At 64.3% G+C, this 14,750-nt stretch carries 12 protein-coding genes; 6 read left to right on the top strand and 6 right to left on the bottom strand.

The annotated features are described in order from the left end of the window. Window positions 1-4 precede the first annotated feature (4 nt). A complete protein-coding gene (locus tag DAD186_RS01645) occupies window positions 5-1,030 on the bottom strand; it encodes a TRAP transporter substrate-binding protein (protein ID WP_082991029.1) in 1,026 nt (341 codons plus the stop codon). A 34-nt stretch (window positions 1,031-1,064) separates the two neighbouring features. After that, window positions 1,065-3,578 (bottom strand): glycoside hydrolase family 31 protein, encoded by a 2,514-nt coding sequence (locus DAD186_RS01650; RefSeq protein WP_065247236.1) that lies wholly within the window; start codon window positions 3,576-3,578, stop codon window positions 1,065-1,067. A 152-nt stretch (window positions 3,579-3,730) separates the two neighbouring features. On the opposite strand from DAD186_RS01650, the gene DAD186_RS01655 reads away from it, so the two are divergent. Genes DAD186_RS01655 through DAD186_RS01665 form a run of 3 tightly spaced genes read left to right on the top strand, consistent with a single transcriptional unit; the run spans window position 3,731 to window position 7,613 of the window. After that, a complete protein-coding gene (locus DAD186_RS01655; RefSeq protein WP_065247237.1) occupies window positions 3,731-4,768 on the top strand; it encodes a LacI family DNA-binding transcriptional regulator in 1,038 nt (345 codons plus the stop codon). Further along, complete coding sequence (uxaC, locus tag DAD186_RS01660; RefSeq protein WP_065247238.1) at window positions 4,765-6,210, top strand: glucuronate isomerase; 1,446 nt, start codon at window positions 4,765-4,767, stop codon at window positions 6,208-6,210. The genes DAD186_RS01655 and uxaC overlap by 4 nt, the downstream gene beginning before the upstream one ends. Continuing rightward, complete coding sequence (locus DAD186_RS01665; RefSeq protein ID WP_065247239.1) at window positions 6,210-7,613, top strand: mannitol dehydrogenase family protein; 1,404 nt, start codon at window positions 6,210-6,212, stop codon at window positions 7,611-7,613. Before uxaC ends, DAD186_RS01665 begins: the two co-directional genes overlap by 1 nt. 25 nt (window positions 7,614-7,638) lie before the next feature. On the opposite strand, the gene DAD186_RS01670 is transcribed toward DAD186_RS01665, so the two are convergent. From DAD186_RS01670 to DAD186_RS01685, 4 genes are all read right to left on the bottom strand, one after another. Further along, complete coding sequence (locus tag DAD186_RS01670; RefSeq protein WP_065247240.1) at window positions 7,639-8,949, bottom strand: THUMP-like domain-containing protein; 1,311 nt, start codon at window positions 8,947-8,949, stop codon at window positions 7,639-7,641. 22 nt (window positions 8,950-8,971) lie between these two features. Further along, window positions 8,972-9,895 carry a carbohydrate ABC transporter permease gene (locus tag DAD186_RS01675; RefSeq protein WP_065247241.1) on the bottom strand — a complete coding sequence of 308 codons (924 nt, stop codon included), beginning with the start codon at window positions 9,893-9,895 and terminating at the stop codon, window positions 8,972-8,974. Next, window positions 9,892-10,875 (bottom strand): carbohydrate ABC transporter permease, encoded by a 984-nt coding sequence (locus DAD186_RS01680; protein WP_065247242.1) that lies wholly within the window; start codon window positions 10,873-10,875, stop codon window positions 9,892-9,894. Before DAD186_RS01680 ends, DAD186_RS01675 begins: the two co-directional genes overlap by 4 nt. An 87-nt stretch (window positions 10,876-10,962) precedes the next feature. Beyond that, complete coding sequence (locus tag DAD186_RS01685; protein WP_065247243.1) at window positions 10,963-12,270, bottom strand: ABC transporter substrate-binding protein; 1,308 nt, start codon at window positions 12,268-12,270, stop codon at window positions 10,963-10,965. 182 nt (window positions 12,271-12,452) lie between these two features. On the opposite strand from DAD186_RS01685, the gene DAD186_RS01690 reads away from it, so the two are divergent. The 3 genes from DAD186_RS01690 to DAD186_RS01700 are packed head-to-tail and all read left to right on the top strand — an operon-like array spanning window position 12,453 to window position 14,734. Beyond that, complete coding sequence (locus DAD186_RS01690; protein ID WP_065247244.1) at window positions 12,453-13,739, top strand: molybdopterin molybdotransferase MoeA; 1,287 nt, start codon at window positions 12,453-12,455, stop codon at window positions 13,737-13,739. A 57-nt stretch (window positions 13,740-13,796) separates the two neighbouring features. Then, window positions 13,797-14,090, top strand: a complete 294-nt coding sequence (locus DAD186_RS01695; RefSeq protein ID WP_065247245.1) for a DUF6457 domain-containing protein — start codon at window positions 13,797-13,799, stop codon at window positions 14,088-14,090. Continuing rightward, window positions 14,087-14,734 carry a hypothetical protein gene (locus DAD186_RS01700; RefSeq protein WP_065247246.1) on the top strand — a complete coding sequence of 216 codons (648 nt, stop codon included), beginning with the start codon at window positions 14,087-14,089 and terminating at the stop codon, window positions 14,732-14,734. The genes DAD186_RS01695 and DAD186_RS01700 overlap by 4 nt, the downstream gene beginning before the upstream one ends. Window positions 14,735-14,750: the final 16 nt, after the last annotated feature.

Here is a 14,750-nt window from a genome sequence, read left to right on the forward strand (position 1 = left end):
ACCTTTACGCCCCCTTGCGTGCGTTGTCGATGGCGTCGAGCACGGTGCTGACGCCGTCGTAGTGGTCAACGAACTCGGGAACGATCCCCGAGGTGAGTTCGCGGAACGGCTCGCGGTCCACATTTTTCACGAACGTGACGCCCATGGCTTCCGCATCCGTGATGGACTGGGCGATTGCCTCACTCCAGATGGTTTTGTGTTGCTCGGTGGAAGCGACCGCCGCTTCGGTGAGCACGGTGTGGTGATCCTCCTCGAGGAGTTTCCACGTCGCCTCACTGAAAGAGAGGACGTCGGGGATCATCGTGTGCTCGGTGTAGGTGAACACCTTCGCGACTTCGCCGTGAGCGGAGTCGGTGAGGGCGGTCTCGTTCGATTCGGCGCCGTCCACGAGGCCCGTCTGGAGGCCAGTGTAGATTTCGCCGAACGGAAGAATGAGCGGCGTGCCACCGAGCTTGCTAATGAGCTCTGTTTGCGAGCGGAAGTTCTGCACGCGGATCTTGAAGCCGCGCAGGTCGTCGGGTGTTTCGATCGCCGTATCGACCGTGTAGAACGAGCGTGCGCCCGACGTGTAGTAGGTGAGGGTGCGAAAGCCGTCTTCGGTGCTCGAATCGAAGAAGGAGCGCATGTCGCCCGAGTCCATCGCGCGATAGTAGTGCTTTTCGTCGTCGAACAGGAACGGCAAACCAAAGGCGTTGTAGCCCGAGGAGTACGGGGCGATCGACGGCGCCGCGCAGCGCACGATGTCCACGACACCGCGGCTCAGCTGCTCGATCGACTCGGTCTCGCTGCCGAGAACGCCGTTGCCGAAAACCTCGATGCTGATCTCGCCGTTTGAACGGCTCTCGACCTCGTCCACAAAAATCTGGAGGGCCTTCGAGGTGGGGTGTTTGTCGCCCAGCGTGTGGGCCATGCGCAGTTTGACCTTGCCGTCCTTCGTGAACTTGCCGGACGAGCATCCGGCAAATGCAGCGGCGGACAGCGCGGCGGCCCCGAGGCCGAGCGCCGATCGTCGTGTCATGCGACGAGCCATGTTGCCTCCTTGCAACGGTGTAGGGGAGGGGCAGTTACATGCCGATCATGTCGAATTGCTCGAACGAGATCACGATCGTGTGTTCGTTCGAGTCCCATGGGGTTTTGATGCGGACGGTGGAGGTTTCGAGATCGTAGAGCCACACCGTGGCCTGCGAGTCGAAGTCGCTCGGATGTAGGGCGTGCGGGATATGCTCGCCGTCGATGCTCACCCAGAAGGGTGCCTGGCCAGGGGAAATGGCCTGGAGTTCGAGCGTGGTGATGCGGGTGTCGAGGTCGCCTTCCTTCGTGAAGGTGTAGAGCACTCGGTCACCGGCGGTCATGGTCACGGTTGTCGCGCAGAAGACGCCGCGCGTGTAGTCCATCGTGGTGCCGTCGTCCTCGTACAGCGTGAATTCGCCGTCGCGGCCCGGCGCGGTCACGAGCGTGAGGGAGTCGACCTGCTCCCTCGAAACGCTCATGAGGTTCTCGCGCGAAAGCGGGACGATGCCACCTTCGCGCACGAACGTGGGGATCGAGGCGAGCGTGACGGGAATGTCGTAGGTGTTCCCGCCTTCGTAGCGCTCGCGGGTCGCGAAGTCGTAGAACACTTCGCCCTCGGGGAGGGCGAAGGTTTTCGTTTCGGCGCCTTTCTCCACCACGTTCGCGATCAACAGTGAGTCGCCGAGCATGTAGTTCACGTCTTCGTCCCACACCGCGGGATCGTGCTGGAAAGCGCTCACGAGCGGTTCAGCGATTGGGAGCCCCGTGCGGTGCGCGCGCTCCATGAGCGAGTACAAGTACGGGAACAGACGGTAGCGAAGCTGAATCGCCTCGCGCACGAGAGGTGTAAGGCTTGGGTACATCCACGGCTCGGTCACCGAGTTGTCGGAGTTCACGGAGTGGATCGAGAAGCGCGGCTGGAAGATGCCGTTTTGAACCCAGCGCACGAAAAGCTCACCCTCGGGGGCGGGGCCGTGGAAACCGCCGATGTCGCCACCTTGATTGGCAACGCCGGACAGGCTCATGCCGAGCATCGTCGCGATGTTCGCCTTGAGGGTCTCCCAGCACGTGTGGTTGTCGCCCGACCATGTTTGCGCGAAACGCTGGATGCCCGCGTAACCCGCGCGGCACACGATGAAGGGCCTCTTATTGGGGTGGGTTTTTCCGATCGCGTCGGCGGTCAGCGAGCACATAATGTTCGCCATGATCGAGCGGGCCTCGGCGAGTGGCGCGCCGTAGCCGTCGAAGTCGCAGCGGGCGTCCTCATCCACAATCGAGTCGTACTCGCAATTGTCGTTCCAGATCGACGCCGTGCCGTAGTCGAGCATGTTCTCGGTGAGATCTTTTTCCCAGCGATCGCGGGCTTTGGGGTTCGTGAAGTCCACGAGATGCCCGGGGCCGCCCCACCAGCGCGCCGGCGCGGGCTCATCGGAGTCAGAGGAGCGCACGAATACGCCGTCCTCGATCAGCTCGGGCATGCGCGGGTGGACGTTCAAAACGCCCGGCTTCACGTTCGGCGAGACGACGATCCCTCGTTTTTCTGACTCGGCAAAAAAGTTTGTGGGGTCCTTAAAGCGTTCGGTGTTCCACGTGAGCACGCATCGCTTGAGGCCCGCCTCGGTTTCCTGCTGGCAGAAGCCGGAGGACAGTTGGAAGCCGTCCATCGGGATTTTCTCGAGCGCGGCGTGCTCGTAGAAGTTGAGAATTGCGTCGTCGGCATCCTTCGGCAGCTCGGGGTAGTACATCGAGCTGCCGAGGTAGCCGAGCGCGGCGGCGGGCAACATCGCCGAGGTGCCCGTGAGGAGCGTGTAGCGCGTGACGACCTCGCGCACGCTCGGGCCTGCGATGAGGAAAAGGTCGAGATCTCCGCCGTCAGTGCGGTAGGTCGAGTGGGCGGGCCAGTAGTTCGAGTGGGAGCGGCCCATGTCAAAATCGCACGCGAACGTGTTGTGGTAGAAGTATCCGACGGCTGCTCCGCTCACCTCGTTCGCCTTGATGTAGAACGGGATGTGCTTATAGAGGGAATCGGCCTTCTCGGCGTCGTAACCGAGGCAGTCCTGGGCCCGCATCGTCATGAACGATTTCGCCTTGTTGAACTCGCCGGTTTTTTCGCCGAAACCATAGAAGTGGTCGCCCGGGGCGATCTCGCTCGTGTGGATGCGCCGTTGATTGCGGTCCAGTCGGTACCCGCGATCGATCAGATCGGCGTGAAGCAGGGTGCCGTCGGAATCGAAAACCCTCAGGCGGAAGGGTTCCCGGTCGATTTCGACCCGCAAGCGTTCGCCTTGCACCGTGACGGTGGGGGAGTCGGGGTTGTCATCGAGAGTGAGGGGGGAGGGTTCGATTCGGGTGCGTTTATCGCCCATGTAGTCATCGAGCTCGTCGCTCCACGCCGTGGTCACGAGGCTGTAGGACGCTTCGCGGAACGCGCCGTCATCGGTGAAGCCCGCGCGGATGCGAAGAATCTCGGGCGTGAGGGCAAGGAGGCGGATGGGGGCGGCATCCGTGTGGAGGGTGACGGTGGCTCCTTCCTGTGTGCAGGAGAGGAGAGTGGTGGCGTGTCGCATCTGCGGGACCCCTTGTCGCGGCGGCGTCGTTGATTCCTGACGTGATCAGGGTCGCACACATCGGAGAATTGTGCAACCGGTTGCCGTCGCGGTGAACTCGGGGGTAGTCTCGACACGACGAGAGAAGACAAGGACGTCGCCGAAAGCCCACAATGCCGAACGAACACTCCGCAACGCCGCCCCGCACCCCTGCGCGCCGTGTCACGATCTACGACATCGCGAAACACGTGGGCGTGAGCCCCTCGACCGCCTCGCGCGCCCTTCACAAGCCCGGCCGGGTCAGTAAAGCGACAGAAGAACGCATCAAGCGCGCCGCCGCGGAACTCGGCTACCGCGCGAACCCCGCCGCGCGTGCCCTGCCCACGGGGCGCACCGGCACGATTGCTCTCCTCGTTGCCGACATTACGAACCCCGTCTCGTTCGAGATCGTCCGTGGCGCCGAACGCGAAGCAGAAAAGCATGGCTATGTGCTCGTGACCTCAGAATTTCGCGAGGACCACGTGAAGGAAGCTTCGCGCGCCCACTCGCTCGCTCCGTCGGTGGATGCCTTCGTGCTCGCAAGCTCCCGCCTCGACGACGAAGCGATCGCAAAAATCGCGGCTCTCAATCCCGTGGTCACGATCAATCGCGAGTCACCGTCGGCTTTTTCGGTCCTTGCCGATCATGAGCCGGCCCTGCGAGAACTCGTACGGACCCTCGCCGCCGAGGGACATGAACGCCTTTGCTACCTCGCCGGTCCCGAGAGTTCGTGGACGGACGCGAGGCGCTGGAGCGTCATCGAAGCCGCCGCAGGTGAGCGGGGCCTCGAGGCCGTGAGGCTCGGCCCGAACCGCCCCACCCGCAAAGCCGGCTCCGCGGCGCTCGAAGCCGTGCGCGCCACCGGCGCGAGTGCCGTACTCGCCTACAACGACATCATGGCGATCGGTTTGCTCACCGCCGCGCGCGACGCTCGCCTCAGCGTTCCGGGCGACCTCTCGATCACCGGAATCGACGATATTTTCGGCTCCGACTTTACGGCCCCACCTCTCACCACCATTGCCGCGCCGCTCGAAGACATGGGCGCCGCCGCCATCCGCCACGTTCACGCCGCACTCAGCGGCGAGCGTGAACCTGGAACCGATACCTACCCCACGCAGCTACTCATGCGAGGCTCCGTCGGCCCCGCACCTCGAACGAAAGGGAAAAAGTGACCGTGACACTCGACCTCAACCCGGACCGCCTCTTCCCGGCCGATCCCGATACGCGCGCCCTCGCGCGCGAAATCTACGGCGAGGTCAAGGATCTTCCGATTCTCTCGCCGCATGGGCACGTGGATCCGCGGCTTCTCCTCGACAACGAACCCTTCCCCGACCCCACGAACCTTTTCCTCACGTTCGACCACTACGTGTTTCGCATGCTTCACGCGAACGGCGTGGACCTCGCGACCGTGGGCGTGGTGGGCACCGCCGAGCCCGTTGACCCGCGCGAGGCCTGGCGAATCCTCTGCGCCAACTGGCACGTGCTCGAGGGCACCGCGAGCGGGTACTGGCTCACCGACGAATTCGTGTCCCTCTTTGACATCAGCGAGGAACCGAGCGAGGAAAGCGCCGACAGGCTCTACGATCAGATCGCCGCGAAGCTCGCGACCGAAGAATTCCGCCCGCGCGCCCTTTTCGAGCGTTTCAAGATCGCCTTCCTCGCGACGACCGACGACCCCCTCGACGACCTCGAGGCCCACGCCGAGCTCGCGCGACTCCACGAAGCCGGCGAGCTGTACGGGCGCGTCGTTCCCACCTGGCGCCCCGACCGCTTCCTCGACCCGAACAAGCCCGGCTTCACCGAGGCCGTGACCGCGCTCGCGGACAGCGTGGGTGGCGACCCGCGCTCCCTCGCGGATTACCTGCGCGCACTCAAGGCTTCGCGCGAGCGCTTCATCAAAGCGGGGGCGATCTCCGCCGACCACGGCGTGCCGACCCCGTACACGATCGACCTCGACGACGACGCGCTCGAGGCGCTCCTCATCAAGGCCGTTGACGGCACCGCGACCGATGCCGAAAAGCGCGACTTCACGGGCGCGATGCTCGTGCGCTGCGCCGAAATGAGCGCCGAGGATGGACTGGTGATGACCCTCCACCCGAGTGTGTTCCGTAACCACTCATCGGCGACGTTCGAGCGGTTCGGTCCCGATACGGGCCACGACATTCCCGAAGGAATCGAATACACGCGCAACATTCGCCCGCTTCTCGAAAAGGTGGGGCTTGAGGAGGGCTTCCACCTCGTGCTTTTCGGGATTGACGAGACAATGTACTCGCGCGAGGTTGCCCCGCTCGCCGGTTTCTACCCGAGCGTGTTCATCGGTGCGCCGTGGTGGTTCATCGACGCGCCCGACGCGATCATGCGTTTCCGCTCGGCGATCACCGAGACCGCGGGCTTCACGCGCGGCTCGGGCTTCATTGACGATACGCGCGCGTTTCTCTCGATTCCCACGCGCCACGATATGGCGCGCCGCTGCGACTCGGCGTTCCTTGCCCGCTATGTCATGGAGGGGCGGCTTTCGAAGGCGAGCGCGCTTCGGATCATTCGGGAACTCACGATCGATCAGCCGACGCGCGTGTTCAAGCTCGAGAGCGTGCTTTCGAAGGGAGAAAAGTGATGACTGTTCTCAGCCGCGACGCTGATATTTGTGCGAAGGGTGGCCTTGAGCGCCGTAACGTGCGCATCGTCCACCTGGGCCTCGGTGCGTTCTTCCGCGCTCACCAGGCGTGGTACACGAGCGAAGTGGATCCCGAAGGGGCGTGGGGGATCTCCGCCTACACGGGCCGCAGCCCCCGCGCCGCAGAGGAACTCTCGGCCCAGGACTGCCTGTACACGCTCATCGTGCGCGGCGCGGAGGGGGATGACGCGCAGGTCATGTCGGTCATTTCCGAGGCGCACGCGGCAAGCGACCTCGAAGGTCTGTGCGCAGACCTACGCTCGCCCGACGTCTCGCTCGTGACGCTCACCGTCACCGAGGCCGGCTACGGCACGGATGCGAAAGGATCGCTCGACCGCTCGAACAGCGCCGTGCAGGCAGATGTGAAGGCACTCGCGCAGGTGGGCGAGGGCTCGGGTGCGGGGGAGGGGGAGTCCGACGCTTGCCTTCCCCAGCTCGAAACCGCACTTGCACGTCTCGTATTCGGCCTTGAGGCGCGCCGCCGCGCGGGCACCGGCGCGATCACCATCGTGCCGTGTGACAACCTCCCCGGCAACGGCCCGCTCACGCGCGGCGTGATCGATGAATACGCAGCGTGCCTCGGCGCCGAGGCCGCGGCGTGGATCAAAGAGAACGTGTCGGTGACCTCGACCTCGATCGACCGCATCACGCCTAAGGCCACCGACGACGACCGCGAGGCAGCCGAGAAACTCACGGGCTTCGAAGACGCCTCGCCCGTGGTGACCGAACCTTTCGCCTCGTGGATCATCGAGGGCGAGTTTGTGGGCGATCGGCCCGAGTGGGAAAAGGCCGGGGCGATCTTCACGGACGACCTCGAGCCGTACGAGAATCGCAAGCTGTGGCTCCTCAACGGCGCTCACACGCTCCTCGCGAACGCTGCCGTGAACCGCGGCTATGAGACCGTTGCCGAGGCGATTGGCGACAGTGAGGTGCGCGCCGAAGTGGAGGCACTGTGGGACGAGGCCTCGCGTTACCTGCCCGATTTTGTCGAGGCTGGCGCCTACCGCGAAGCTCTTCTCGAACGCTTCGAGAACCCCCACATCAAGCACTTGCTCTCGCAGATCGGCAACGATTCGCTCGCGAAGCTGCGCATTCGCATCCTGCCGATCGCCCTCAAGGAACTTGAGGCGGGGCGCGGCGCAAAAGGCGCCGTGCCTGCGATCGCCGGCTGGATTCGCCGTCAGCGCGATGGTGTCGCCTCGCCCGATGCACAGCAAAGCGCGATCGATGAGGCCGTGGCGAAGGCTGGCGACGCCCGCGTGGAGCGCGCCCTTCTCGAGCTCCTCGAACCTGAGCTGCTCGAGTATCCGGACTTTGTGGATCGCGTGCTCCGGTCGGTCTAAGGCCTGCCCGGCCCAGTGGCGCGCCTCAGCTTCTTGTCGGGGATGAGCAGGGCGTGGCGATGATGGCCACGCGGCTTCCCCCGGCTCGCGTGGCGATGAGCGTCGCCGAGCCCGGAGCTCGACGGTCAAGCTTGAGGTCCTTCCTCAGGCGCGCCGGATCGATATCCATGCCGCGCTTTTTCACCTCGAGAGTGCCCACCTCGAGTTCGCGCAGTCGCGCCGCGATCTTCTTGACCGTGAACGGCACGACCTCGCGCACTCGAAACGCGCGTGCGAGGGGTGAGGCAAGTGCCGGCTCGGCAGCCTCATCGCTGCTGAGGTAGGCAATCGATTCCTCGATCGTGTGCGCGCCGAGCTTCCGCGCGAGAGTCCCGAGCAGCCCCGCGCGGATCACGGCGCCGTCGGGTTCCCACACGTACTCTCCGATCTCGCCCACGGGCGGGTTGCGCAGCTCGGCTTCGTCAAGAGAATCGGGGACGAGTTGGGCAGGGCGAGCGTCGGAGCCGAGCACGAGGGCGGAGCGGGCGATGACGGCGCCCTCGGGGAGGGCGCCCGAAGGTCCGACGGTGGCCTCGCCCGGCACCGCGAGTTTCCCGTTCCCGACGCGCCGCGCGAGCGGGCCGAAGTACATGCACGCCTCGAGAACCTGGCCGCGCCAGCTCACCCACTGCGTCTCGGTGCCCTCGACTAGATGCTCGTGGTCGATCGCGGGTGCGAGTTTCGCCCCCACAGCGCCGATCTGCTCGGCAGCCGCACGCACGAACGACAAAGGGGGTGCGGCCTCCTCGGGATCGTGCATGCGGGCCGTGCGGCCGCGGCGGGTTTCTCGGCGAGCTGGGTCGAACCACGCGGCATCCACGCGCGAGAAATCGAAATCTTCGGCGCGGCCGAGTTCGATGCGCGCATTCGGGAAGGGGCGCACATTCACGGTCGCGAGGGCCGCCGTTTCTTCGTCGCACTCGAGGCCAAGAACGGTGAGGCCGAGCCCAGCCTTCGCGATCGTGTCCCCTCCCAGGCCGCAGCCCAGATCCGCCACGCTCTCGAGGCCCGCGTCGCGAAAACGCGCGGCGTGATGCGCGGCCACCTCGAGGCGCGTGGCCTGCTCGAGTCCATGCGCCGTGAACAGCATGCGCGAGGCGAAATCGCCAAACTTGTCGCGAGCCTTCGCGCGGAGTCGAGATTGGGTGAGGACCGCTGCGACAAGGTCGGGGGAGTGTCCCTCGCCGCGCAAGCGCTCGGAGAGCGCAAGAGAGCCCTCCTCGGTGTACTCGGGAAGAGTATCGAGGAGGGCCATGCCCTCGGGCGTGAGCAGTTGCGAAAGACCGGAAGAACTCATGCCCTCAAGGCTACGCGACGGACTACTTGAGCGAACCCGCGCTGAGGCCGCCCACGATGCGACGCTGGAACACGAGCACCATGATGATGAGCGGAACCGTGACGATCACGCCCGCCGCCATCTTCGTGCCATACGGGGTGTCGAACTGCGAGATGCCCGAGAACTTCGAAATGGCGACGTTCGCGGTTTGCATCGCGGGATCGTTCACCATCGTGAGGGCGATGAGGAACTCGTTCCACGCGGCGATGAACGTGATGATCGCCGTCGTGAAAATGCCTGGCGCGGCAAGCGGGAGGATGATGCGCGTAAACGCCCCGAGGCGGGTCGTGCCATCGACCATTGCGGCCTGTTCGAGTTCCACGGGGAGCTGGCGGAAAAACGCGTTGAGATTCCACACGGCGAGCGGGAGCGCGAAGCTGATCGTTGGCAGGATCATTGCCTGGTAGGTGTTGATCCAGTTGATCGGTGCCCAATCGTAGCCGCCGCTGAACAGCTTGAGAAGCGGCACGATAAGTGTGATCACGGGGAACATCGAGGTCGAGACGATCGCGAACATCACGAGTACCTTGCCCCAGAAGTTGAGGCGCGCGAGGGCGTAGGCACCCGCGGTGCCGAGCACGAGCACGAGCAGAGTCGTGCCGCCCGCGACGATGAGCGAGTTGAGGAGCGCCCTCCCGAAATTATTCGCCGGGTCGAATACGGCAGCGAAGTTCTCGAACGAGATCGGGTTCGGGATGAGGTCGGTCGAGCGGCCCATTGTGGGAAGGCGCAGCGAGCTCACGAGCATCCAGTAGAACGGCGCGAGGCAGTACACGAGGATGAAGGCGACGCCGAGGCCCACGGTGATTTTCGCCCACACATTGCCCTTCTTTTTCTTGGGCGTGACGGGCGTGCGCGGTGTTTCGGCGGTGGTCGTTGATGCGGTATGGGTAGCGGCAGTGCTCACGGCATGCTCCCCTCGGTCACGGTGGCGTTTTTACTGGCGAGCAAGCTCGCTCGTTTCTTCTTTTTGGGTTTTTTCTCGGCGCTCTCACCGAGCACATCCGCGCCGAGGAGCTTGATGAACACGAAGGCCACGAGGCAGATGTAGCAGAACAGCACGATCGAATACGAGGACGCCATACCGTAGTTCGTTTTCGTTGCGGCGTCCTGCGCGAGCATCGAGAGAGTTTGCCCGGATTCGAGCCTGCCGAGGAGCACGTAGGGGAGGTCGAACATGCGCATCGCATCGAGCATGCGGAACAGCACGGCCACCACGAGCACGGGGCGAATCATGGGAAGCGTGATCCGCCAGAAGGTCTGCCAGCGATTCGCGCCATCGACTTTCGCTGCCTCGTAAACCTGCTCATCGATCGTTTGGAGGCCCGCGAGGGTCAAAAGACCAATGTAGGGAGCTGTTTTCCAAATATCGGCGATGAGCACCGCAGCTTTTGCGTGCCACCCTTCGGTGGTCCACAGCACTTGATGCTGAATGAGCTTGTTCGCGATACCGTTCGCATCAAAAATGAGTTGCCACATGAGCGCCGACACCACCGTGGGGATCGCCCACGGCACGAGAATCGACGCGCGAATGAGACCCGTTGCCCGCATCGCGCGCGCCATGATGAGCGCCATCGCGACGCCGAGGACAGTCTCGATGCTGACGCCAATGATCGTGAACAGCGTGGTGTTCCAGAAGGCATTCCAGAACCCCGCGCCCGCCCCAACAGAGGTGAACGCGTCCATGTAATTTTGCAATCCCACGAACGTGTCGCCCTGCTTGATGAAGCCTGTTTCGGGATCGATGCCGCCGCCTGCGACGAAGAACGACTGCCACACGGACAGCACGAGCGGAAAGCCGACGACGATCGCGAGAAGAAGCAGAGTGGGTAACAGAAGTACATAGGCGAGGCGGCCCTCGCCCTTCGAGGTTCTTGAGCGTGACATGCGGATATTCCGTCCTGTGGCTGAAAAGAATGCCGGGTCCGCAGCGAGCGCGTGGCGGCCGCTGCGGACCCGGTTCGTGGAGAGGCGTTAGGCCTGGAGTTCCTCGAGGGTCTTTTGGAGGGCGTCGAGCGAAGCGTTGACCTCCTTGGATCCGGACAACACGTCGTAGGCTGCTTCCTGGATCGCCTGGGTCACGTCACCGTACTTGACGACCTGCGGGCGGGCGGTGCCGGCATCGACGGCCGCCTTGAGGGTCTGGTAGTACGGGTACATCTCGAGCACTTCGGGGTCGTCGTAAACGGCGGAGTGCGCGGGCGCTTCGCCGGTTGCGAGGGCTTGGGCCTTCTGCTGCTCCTCGCTGGCGAGGAATGCGATGAAGTCGATCGCCGTGCCCTTGTTCTTCGCGAACGCCGAGATGCCGTAGTTGAGACCGCCAAGCGCGGTCGCGCCTTCGCTCCCGCCGATACCCGGGATGGGGCATACATCGAACTTGCCATTGATTTTCGACGAGCCGTCCTCAGCATTCGCGAGGTTCCACACGTAAGGCCAGTTCTGAAGGAAAGCGAGGCGACCATCCTGGAAGGCCTGGCGGCTTTCTTCTTCCTTGTAGGTGAGGGCTTCCTTCGGGATGTAGTTCTTGTCGAAACCGTCCTTGACCGCCTGGAGGCCGGCCTTCGCCTCGTTGGAGTTCGCCTGCGGTTTGCCGTCCGCCCCAAAAAGGTCCTTACCCGCGGACTTCGAAAGACCCGTGAGCTGCACCGTGAGACCCTCGTACTTCGAGTACTGCGAGCCAAAACCGAGCGTGTCCTTGCCCTCTTCGGTGCCGCGCATCGCCTCGATCAGCTGGTACATCTCTTCGAAGGTCTTGGGCGGCTCGTTCGAGCCGGCAGCCTCGAGGAGGTCCTTGCGGTAGTAAAGCAGCTCGGCGTTTGTCGTGTAAGGAACGGCGTAGAGCTTATCGAAGTACTTGCCGGTCTCGACGGTCGAGGGGAGGAGCTTATCGAGGTCGAACTTCTCCTCGGGAAGCTCAACGACCCACTGCTGGGCCGCGAACTCGGCCGTCCACACAACGTCGAGGCCAAGAACCGTGTAGGCATCCGACTTCGCCTGGGCGTTGTTGATGAGCTGCGAGCGCTGCTCATCTGCCGATTCGGGAAGCTCGATGAGCGTGACTTTTTCGTCGGGGTGCTTGTCGTTCCACTGCTTGATGAATTCCTGGAACTTACCGGTGTTGTCCTTGCCGCGCACGACGCTAATCGGGCCGCGCTCCTCAAAATCAGCCTTCGCCGCGCCACCGGCGCCGCCGGAGGAATCATTGGAACATGCAGCGAGACCCGCGGCGGCGGCACCAACCGCGGAGGCAGCGAGAACTGAACGACGGGTGGGTTTAAACATGGGGATCCTTCCACTGCGTTTCGAAAGCATCGATGCATTCGGGCCCGGGCTTCGTTACTCCGGGTGTTGCCCTCATTGTAGGGTACGTGCGGCTCACCTCACACATGGGGCGGTAAGTGCGTGGCGTGTCGCGGGCGTGTACGTTGGTGAACAATGACTGCCTCAGGAGGAAAGCCCTGGTTATGCATGTAAGCCTCGACGAATGGCGCGCCACGGTTCTTGGCCTCGCCGCGCTTGCCCCCGACCGCACGGAGGAAGCCCCACTCGAGGGGGCTCTTGGCCGAAGGCTCGCCGAGCCGCTCACCGCCCGCCGCCCCGCGCCGGACTTCCGCATGAGCGCGATGGATGGTTTCGCGGTAAGCGCGCGAGAACTCGGTCTCGGGGAGGGGGATTCCGACGCATGCCCCGCGCACCTCGAGGTCACGTGTGACATTTCTGCGGGCCGAGCAGCCGTCGGCAACCGCCGCCCGGGAACTGCCGCACGCATCATGACGGGCGGGCTCATGCCCGATGATCTCGACACCGTGATCCCGGTCGAGTTCACTGACGCCGACCCCACCGCCGCCGAAGCTCCCGCCCGCATTGCGCTGACGATCCCCAAAGCCGAGGCAGCGAAGGCTTTCACGCCCGGACGGCACGTGCGCAAGGTCGGCGAGGAAATTCCCGCGGGGGACCTCCTCGCACGCAAGGGGGATTTTGTGACACCCCAGATCATCGGCATCGCGCTTTCGGTGGGCGTGACACACGCGAAGCTCACGAGGCCACGCAAGGTCGCGATTGTTATGACGGGCGATGAACTCGTGACCGACCTGCGGGCAGGTGCGGGTGCACGCCCGGGCGCCGTGCTCGAATCGAACGGGCCCATGCTTCACGCCTCGTGCGCAAGGCTCGGTGCAGAGGCGAGCATCCACCACGTGGGGGATGATCCCGCAGAACTCATCGCTCTCGCGCGGTCGATCGCCCCTCGCCACGATCTCATCGTGACGACGGGAGGGGTGGGTTCCGGGGCGCGCGACGTCGTGAAGGCCGCGTTCGGCGAAGGCTTCGGCGAGCACAGGGGACTCAACTGTTCGAGGTTCGAACACCTCGCGATGCGCCCGGGCGGGCCGCAGGGGGTGGGGCGCTTGCCTCTCGACCCCGACGAGAGCGGCGACGCGATCCCCATGGTGCACCTTCCCGGAACACCCGTCGGCGCCTTCACCGCGTTCCACCTGTTCGTCGCACCCCTTCTCGGCTCACCCTCGAGGCCGATCACCCTCCCGCAGGACAACGTGCGCCGCGAAGCGAAACCCCTCAAACCAGGCGCAACCGTGAAACCCGCCCACCTCGCCATCGAAAACGGAAGCCTCATCGCGACCGAATGCGAGGGGTCGCGCCTTCGCCCCTTTGCCGAGGCCAATGCCCTCCTCATCCTCGAAAAAGACCGTGTGCGCGTCCTCTCGCTCGCCGGGAGCCTCCGCGCCCGATAGGCAATAACGCCCGATAGGCAATAATGGGCGCAAAACCGTTGTAAAGGAGAGACACTCATGAGCCCCAAGGCCGATGACCCGAAAATGATCGAAGCCCTCCAGCGCTTCATTGACGCCTCCGCGAACGACGCGGGCTTCGAACCGCCCTTTACCGAAGCTGACCGTGACCTCATCCTCTCCCTTACGGGCGTCGCCGCCCACACCGTCGTGCGCCCCGCGGGCCCATTCGCCTCGATGGTGGTGGGCTACCTCGTGGGTTCCGGCAAGGCCGAAAGTTGGGCCGACGCTCACGATCAGGTCAAGCGTTTCGTGCGCGAGTACATCGGCGATCCCGTCGAAGGCGACAAGTGACCCCCGGATTCGACACGAACGGCGAAAAACCACTCACACTTCGGCCCGCAAGCGCGCTGTGGATCCCCACGGTGACGTGGGCAGTAATCGCTTTTCTCCTCGTCGATGCGATCATCAAGAACCGCTGGGACACCGTGCTCCAGTTCGGTCCGTGGCTCGGCCTCGCCGCCTTCCTCGTGTGGCTCATCCTCTTCTCGCCCGCCACCCTCGTGTACCCCGCCGGCGTGGTCGTGCGCAACGTTTTTCACGAATACAGCGCCCCCTACGCCGCGATCGACCACATCGGCCTCGGCGTCATGGTCTCGATTCGCGCGCGCACCGAAAGCGGCACCACCCGCACGGTCACCGCATGGAACGCCCCGGGCATTGGCCGCGACAAACCCGCTGACGCGCACGTACGCATCTCGGGCCGCGACCGCTATGCCGACCGCGGACACGTAGGCCCCGCCGAACGCCTCCGCAATGACCGAGAACGCTCGCCGTCACGCGTGCTCGTCCACGCGTGGGAAGCATGGCAGGTCAGGCACGAAAAAGATTCCGACGCCGGCCCGGGAACGGGTGTTCTCCACACCAAACTGAGGATCATCCCCCTCGCAATCCCCGCCGCGTTCCTCATTCTCGGGATTCTCACGTCGGCCCTCTAGCGTCGGACCTCAAAAC

The sequence above is a fragment of the Dermabacter vaginalis genome (assembly GCF_001678905.1).
In the GTDB taxonomy this organism is placed as follows: Bacteria; Actinomycetota; Actinomycetes; order Actinomycetales; family Dermabacteraceae; genus Dermabacter; species Dermabacter vaginalis.

Bases quoted from the DNA above. Each gene is read 5' to 3' on its own strand.
- DAD186_RS01645 (WP_082991029.1), bottom strand. From the start codon at position 1,030: ATGGCTCGTCGCATGACACGACGATCGGCGCTCGGCCTCGGGGCCGCC.
- DAD186_RS01650 (WP_065247236.1), bottom strand. From the start codon at position 3,578: ATGCGACACGCCACCACTCTCCTCTCCTGCACACAGGAAGGAGCCACC.
- DAD186_RS01655 (WP_065247237.1), top strand. From the start codon at position 3,731: ATGCCGAACGAACACTCCGCAACGCCGCCCCGCACCCCTGCGCGCCGT.
- DAD186_RS01665 (WP_065247239.1), top strand. From the start codon at position 6,210: ATGACTGTTCTCAGCCGCGACGCTGATATTTGTGCGAAGGGTGGCCTT.
- DAD186_RS01670 (WP_065247240.1), bottom strand. From the start codon at position 8,949: ATGAGTTCTTCCGGTCTTTCGCAACTGCTCACGCCCGAGGGCATGGCC.
- DAD186_RS01680 (WP_065247242.1), bottom strand. From the start codon at position 10,875: ATGTCACGCTCAAGAACCTCGAAGGGCGAGGGCCGCCTCGCCTATGTA.
- DAD186_RS01685 (WP_065247243.1), bottom strand. From the start codon at position 12,270: ATGTTTAAACCCACCCGTCGTTCAGTTCTCGCTGCCTCCGCGGTTGGT.
- DAD186_RS01690 (WP_065247244.1), top strand. From the start codon at position 12,453: ATGCATGTAAGCCTCGACGAATGGCGCGCCACGGTTCTTGGCCTCGCC.
- DAD186_RS01695 (WP_065247245.1), top strand. From the start codon at position 13,797: ATGAGCCCCAAGGCCGATGACCCGAAAATGATCGAAGCCCTCCAGCGC.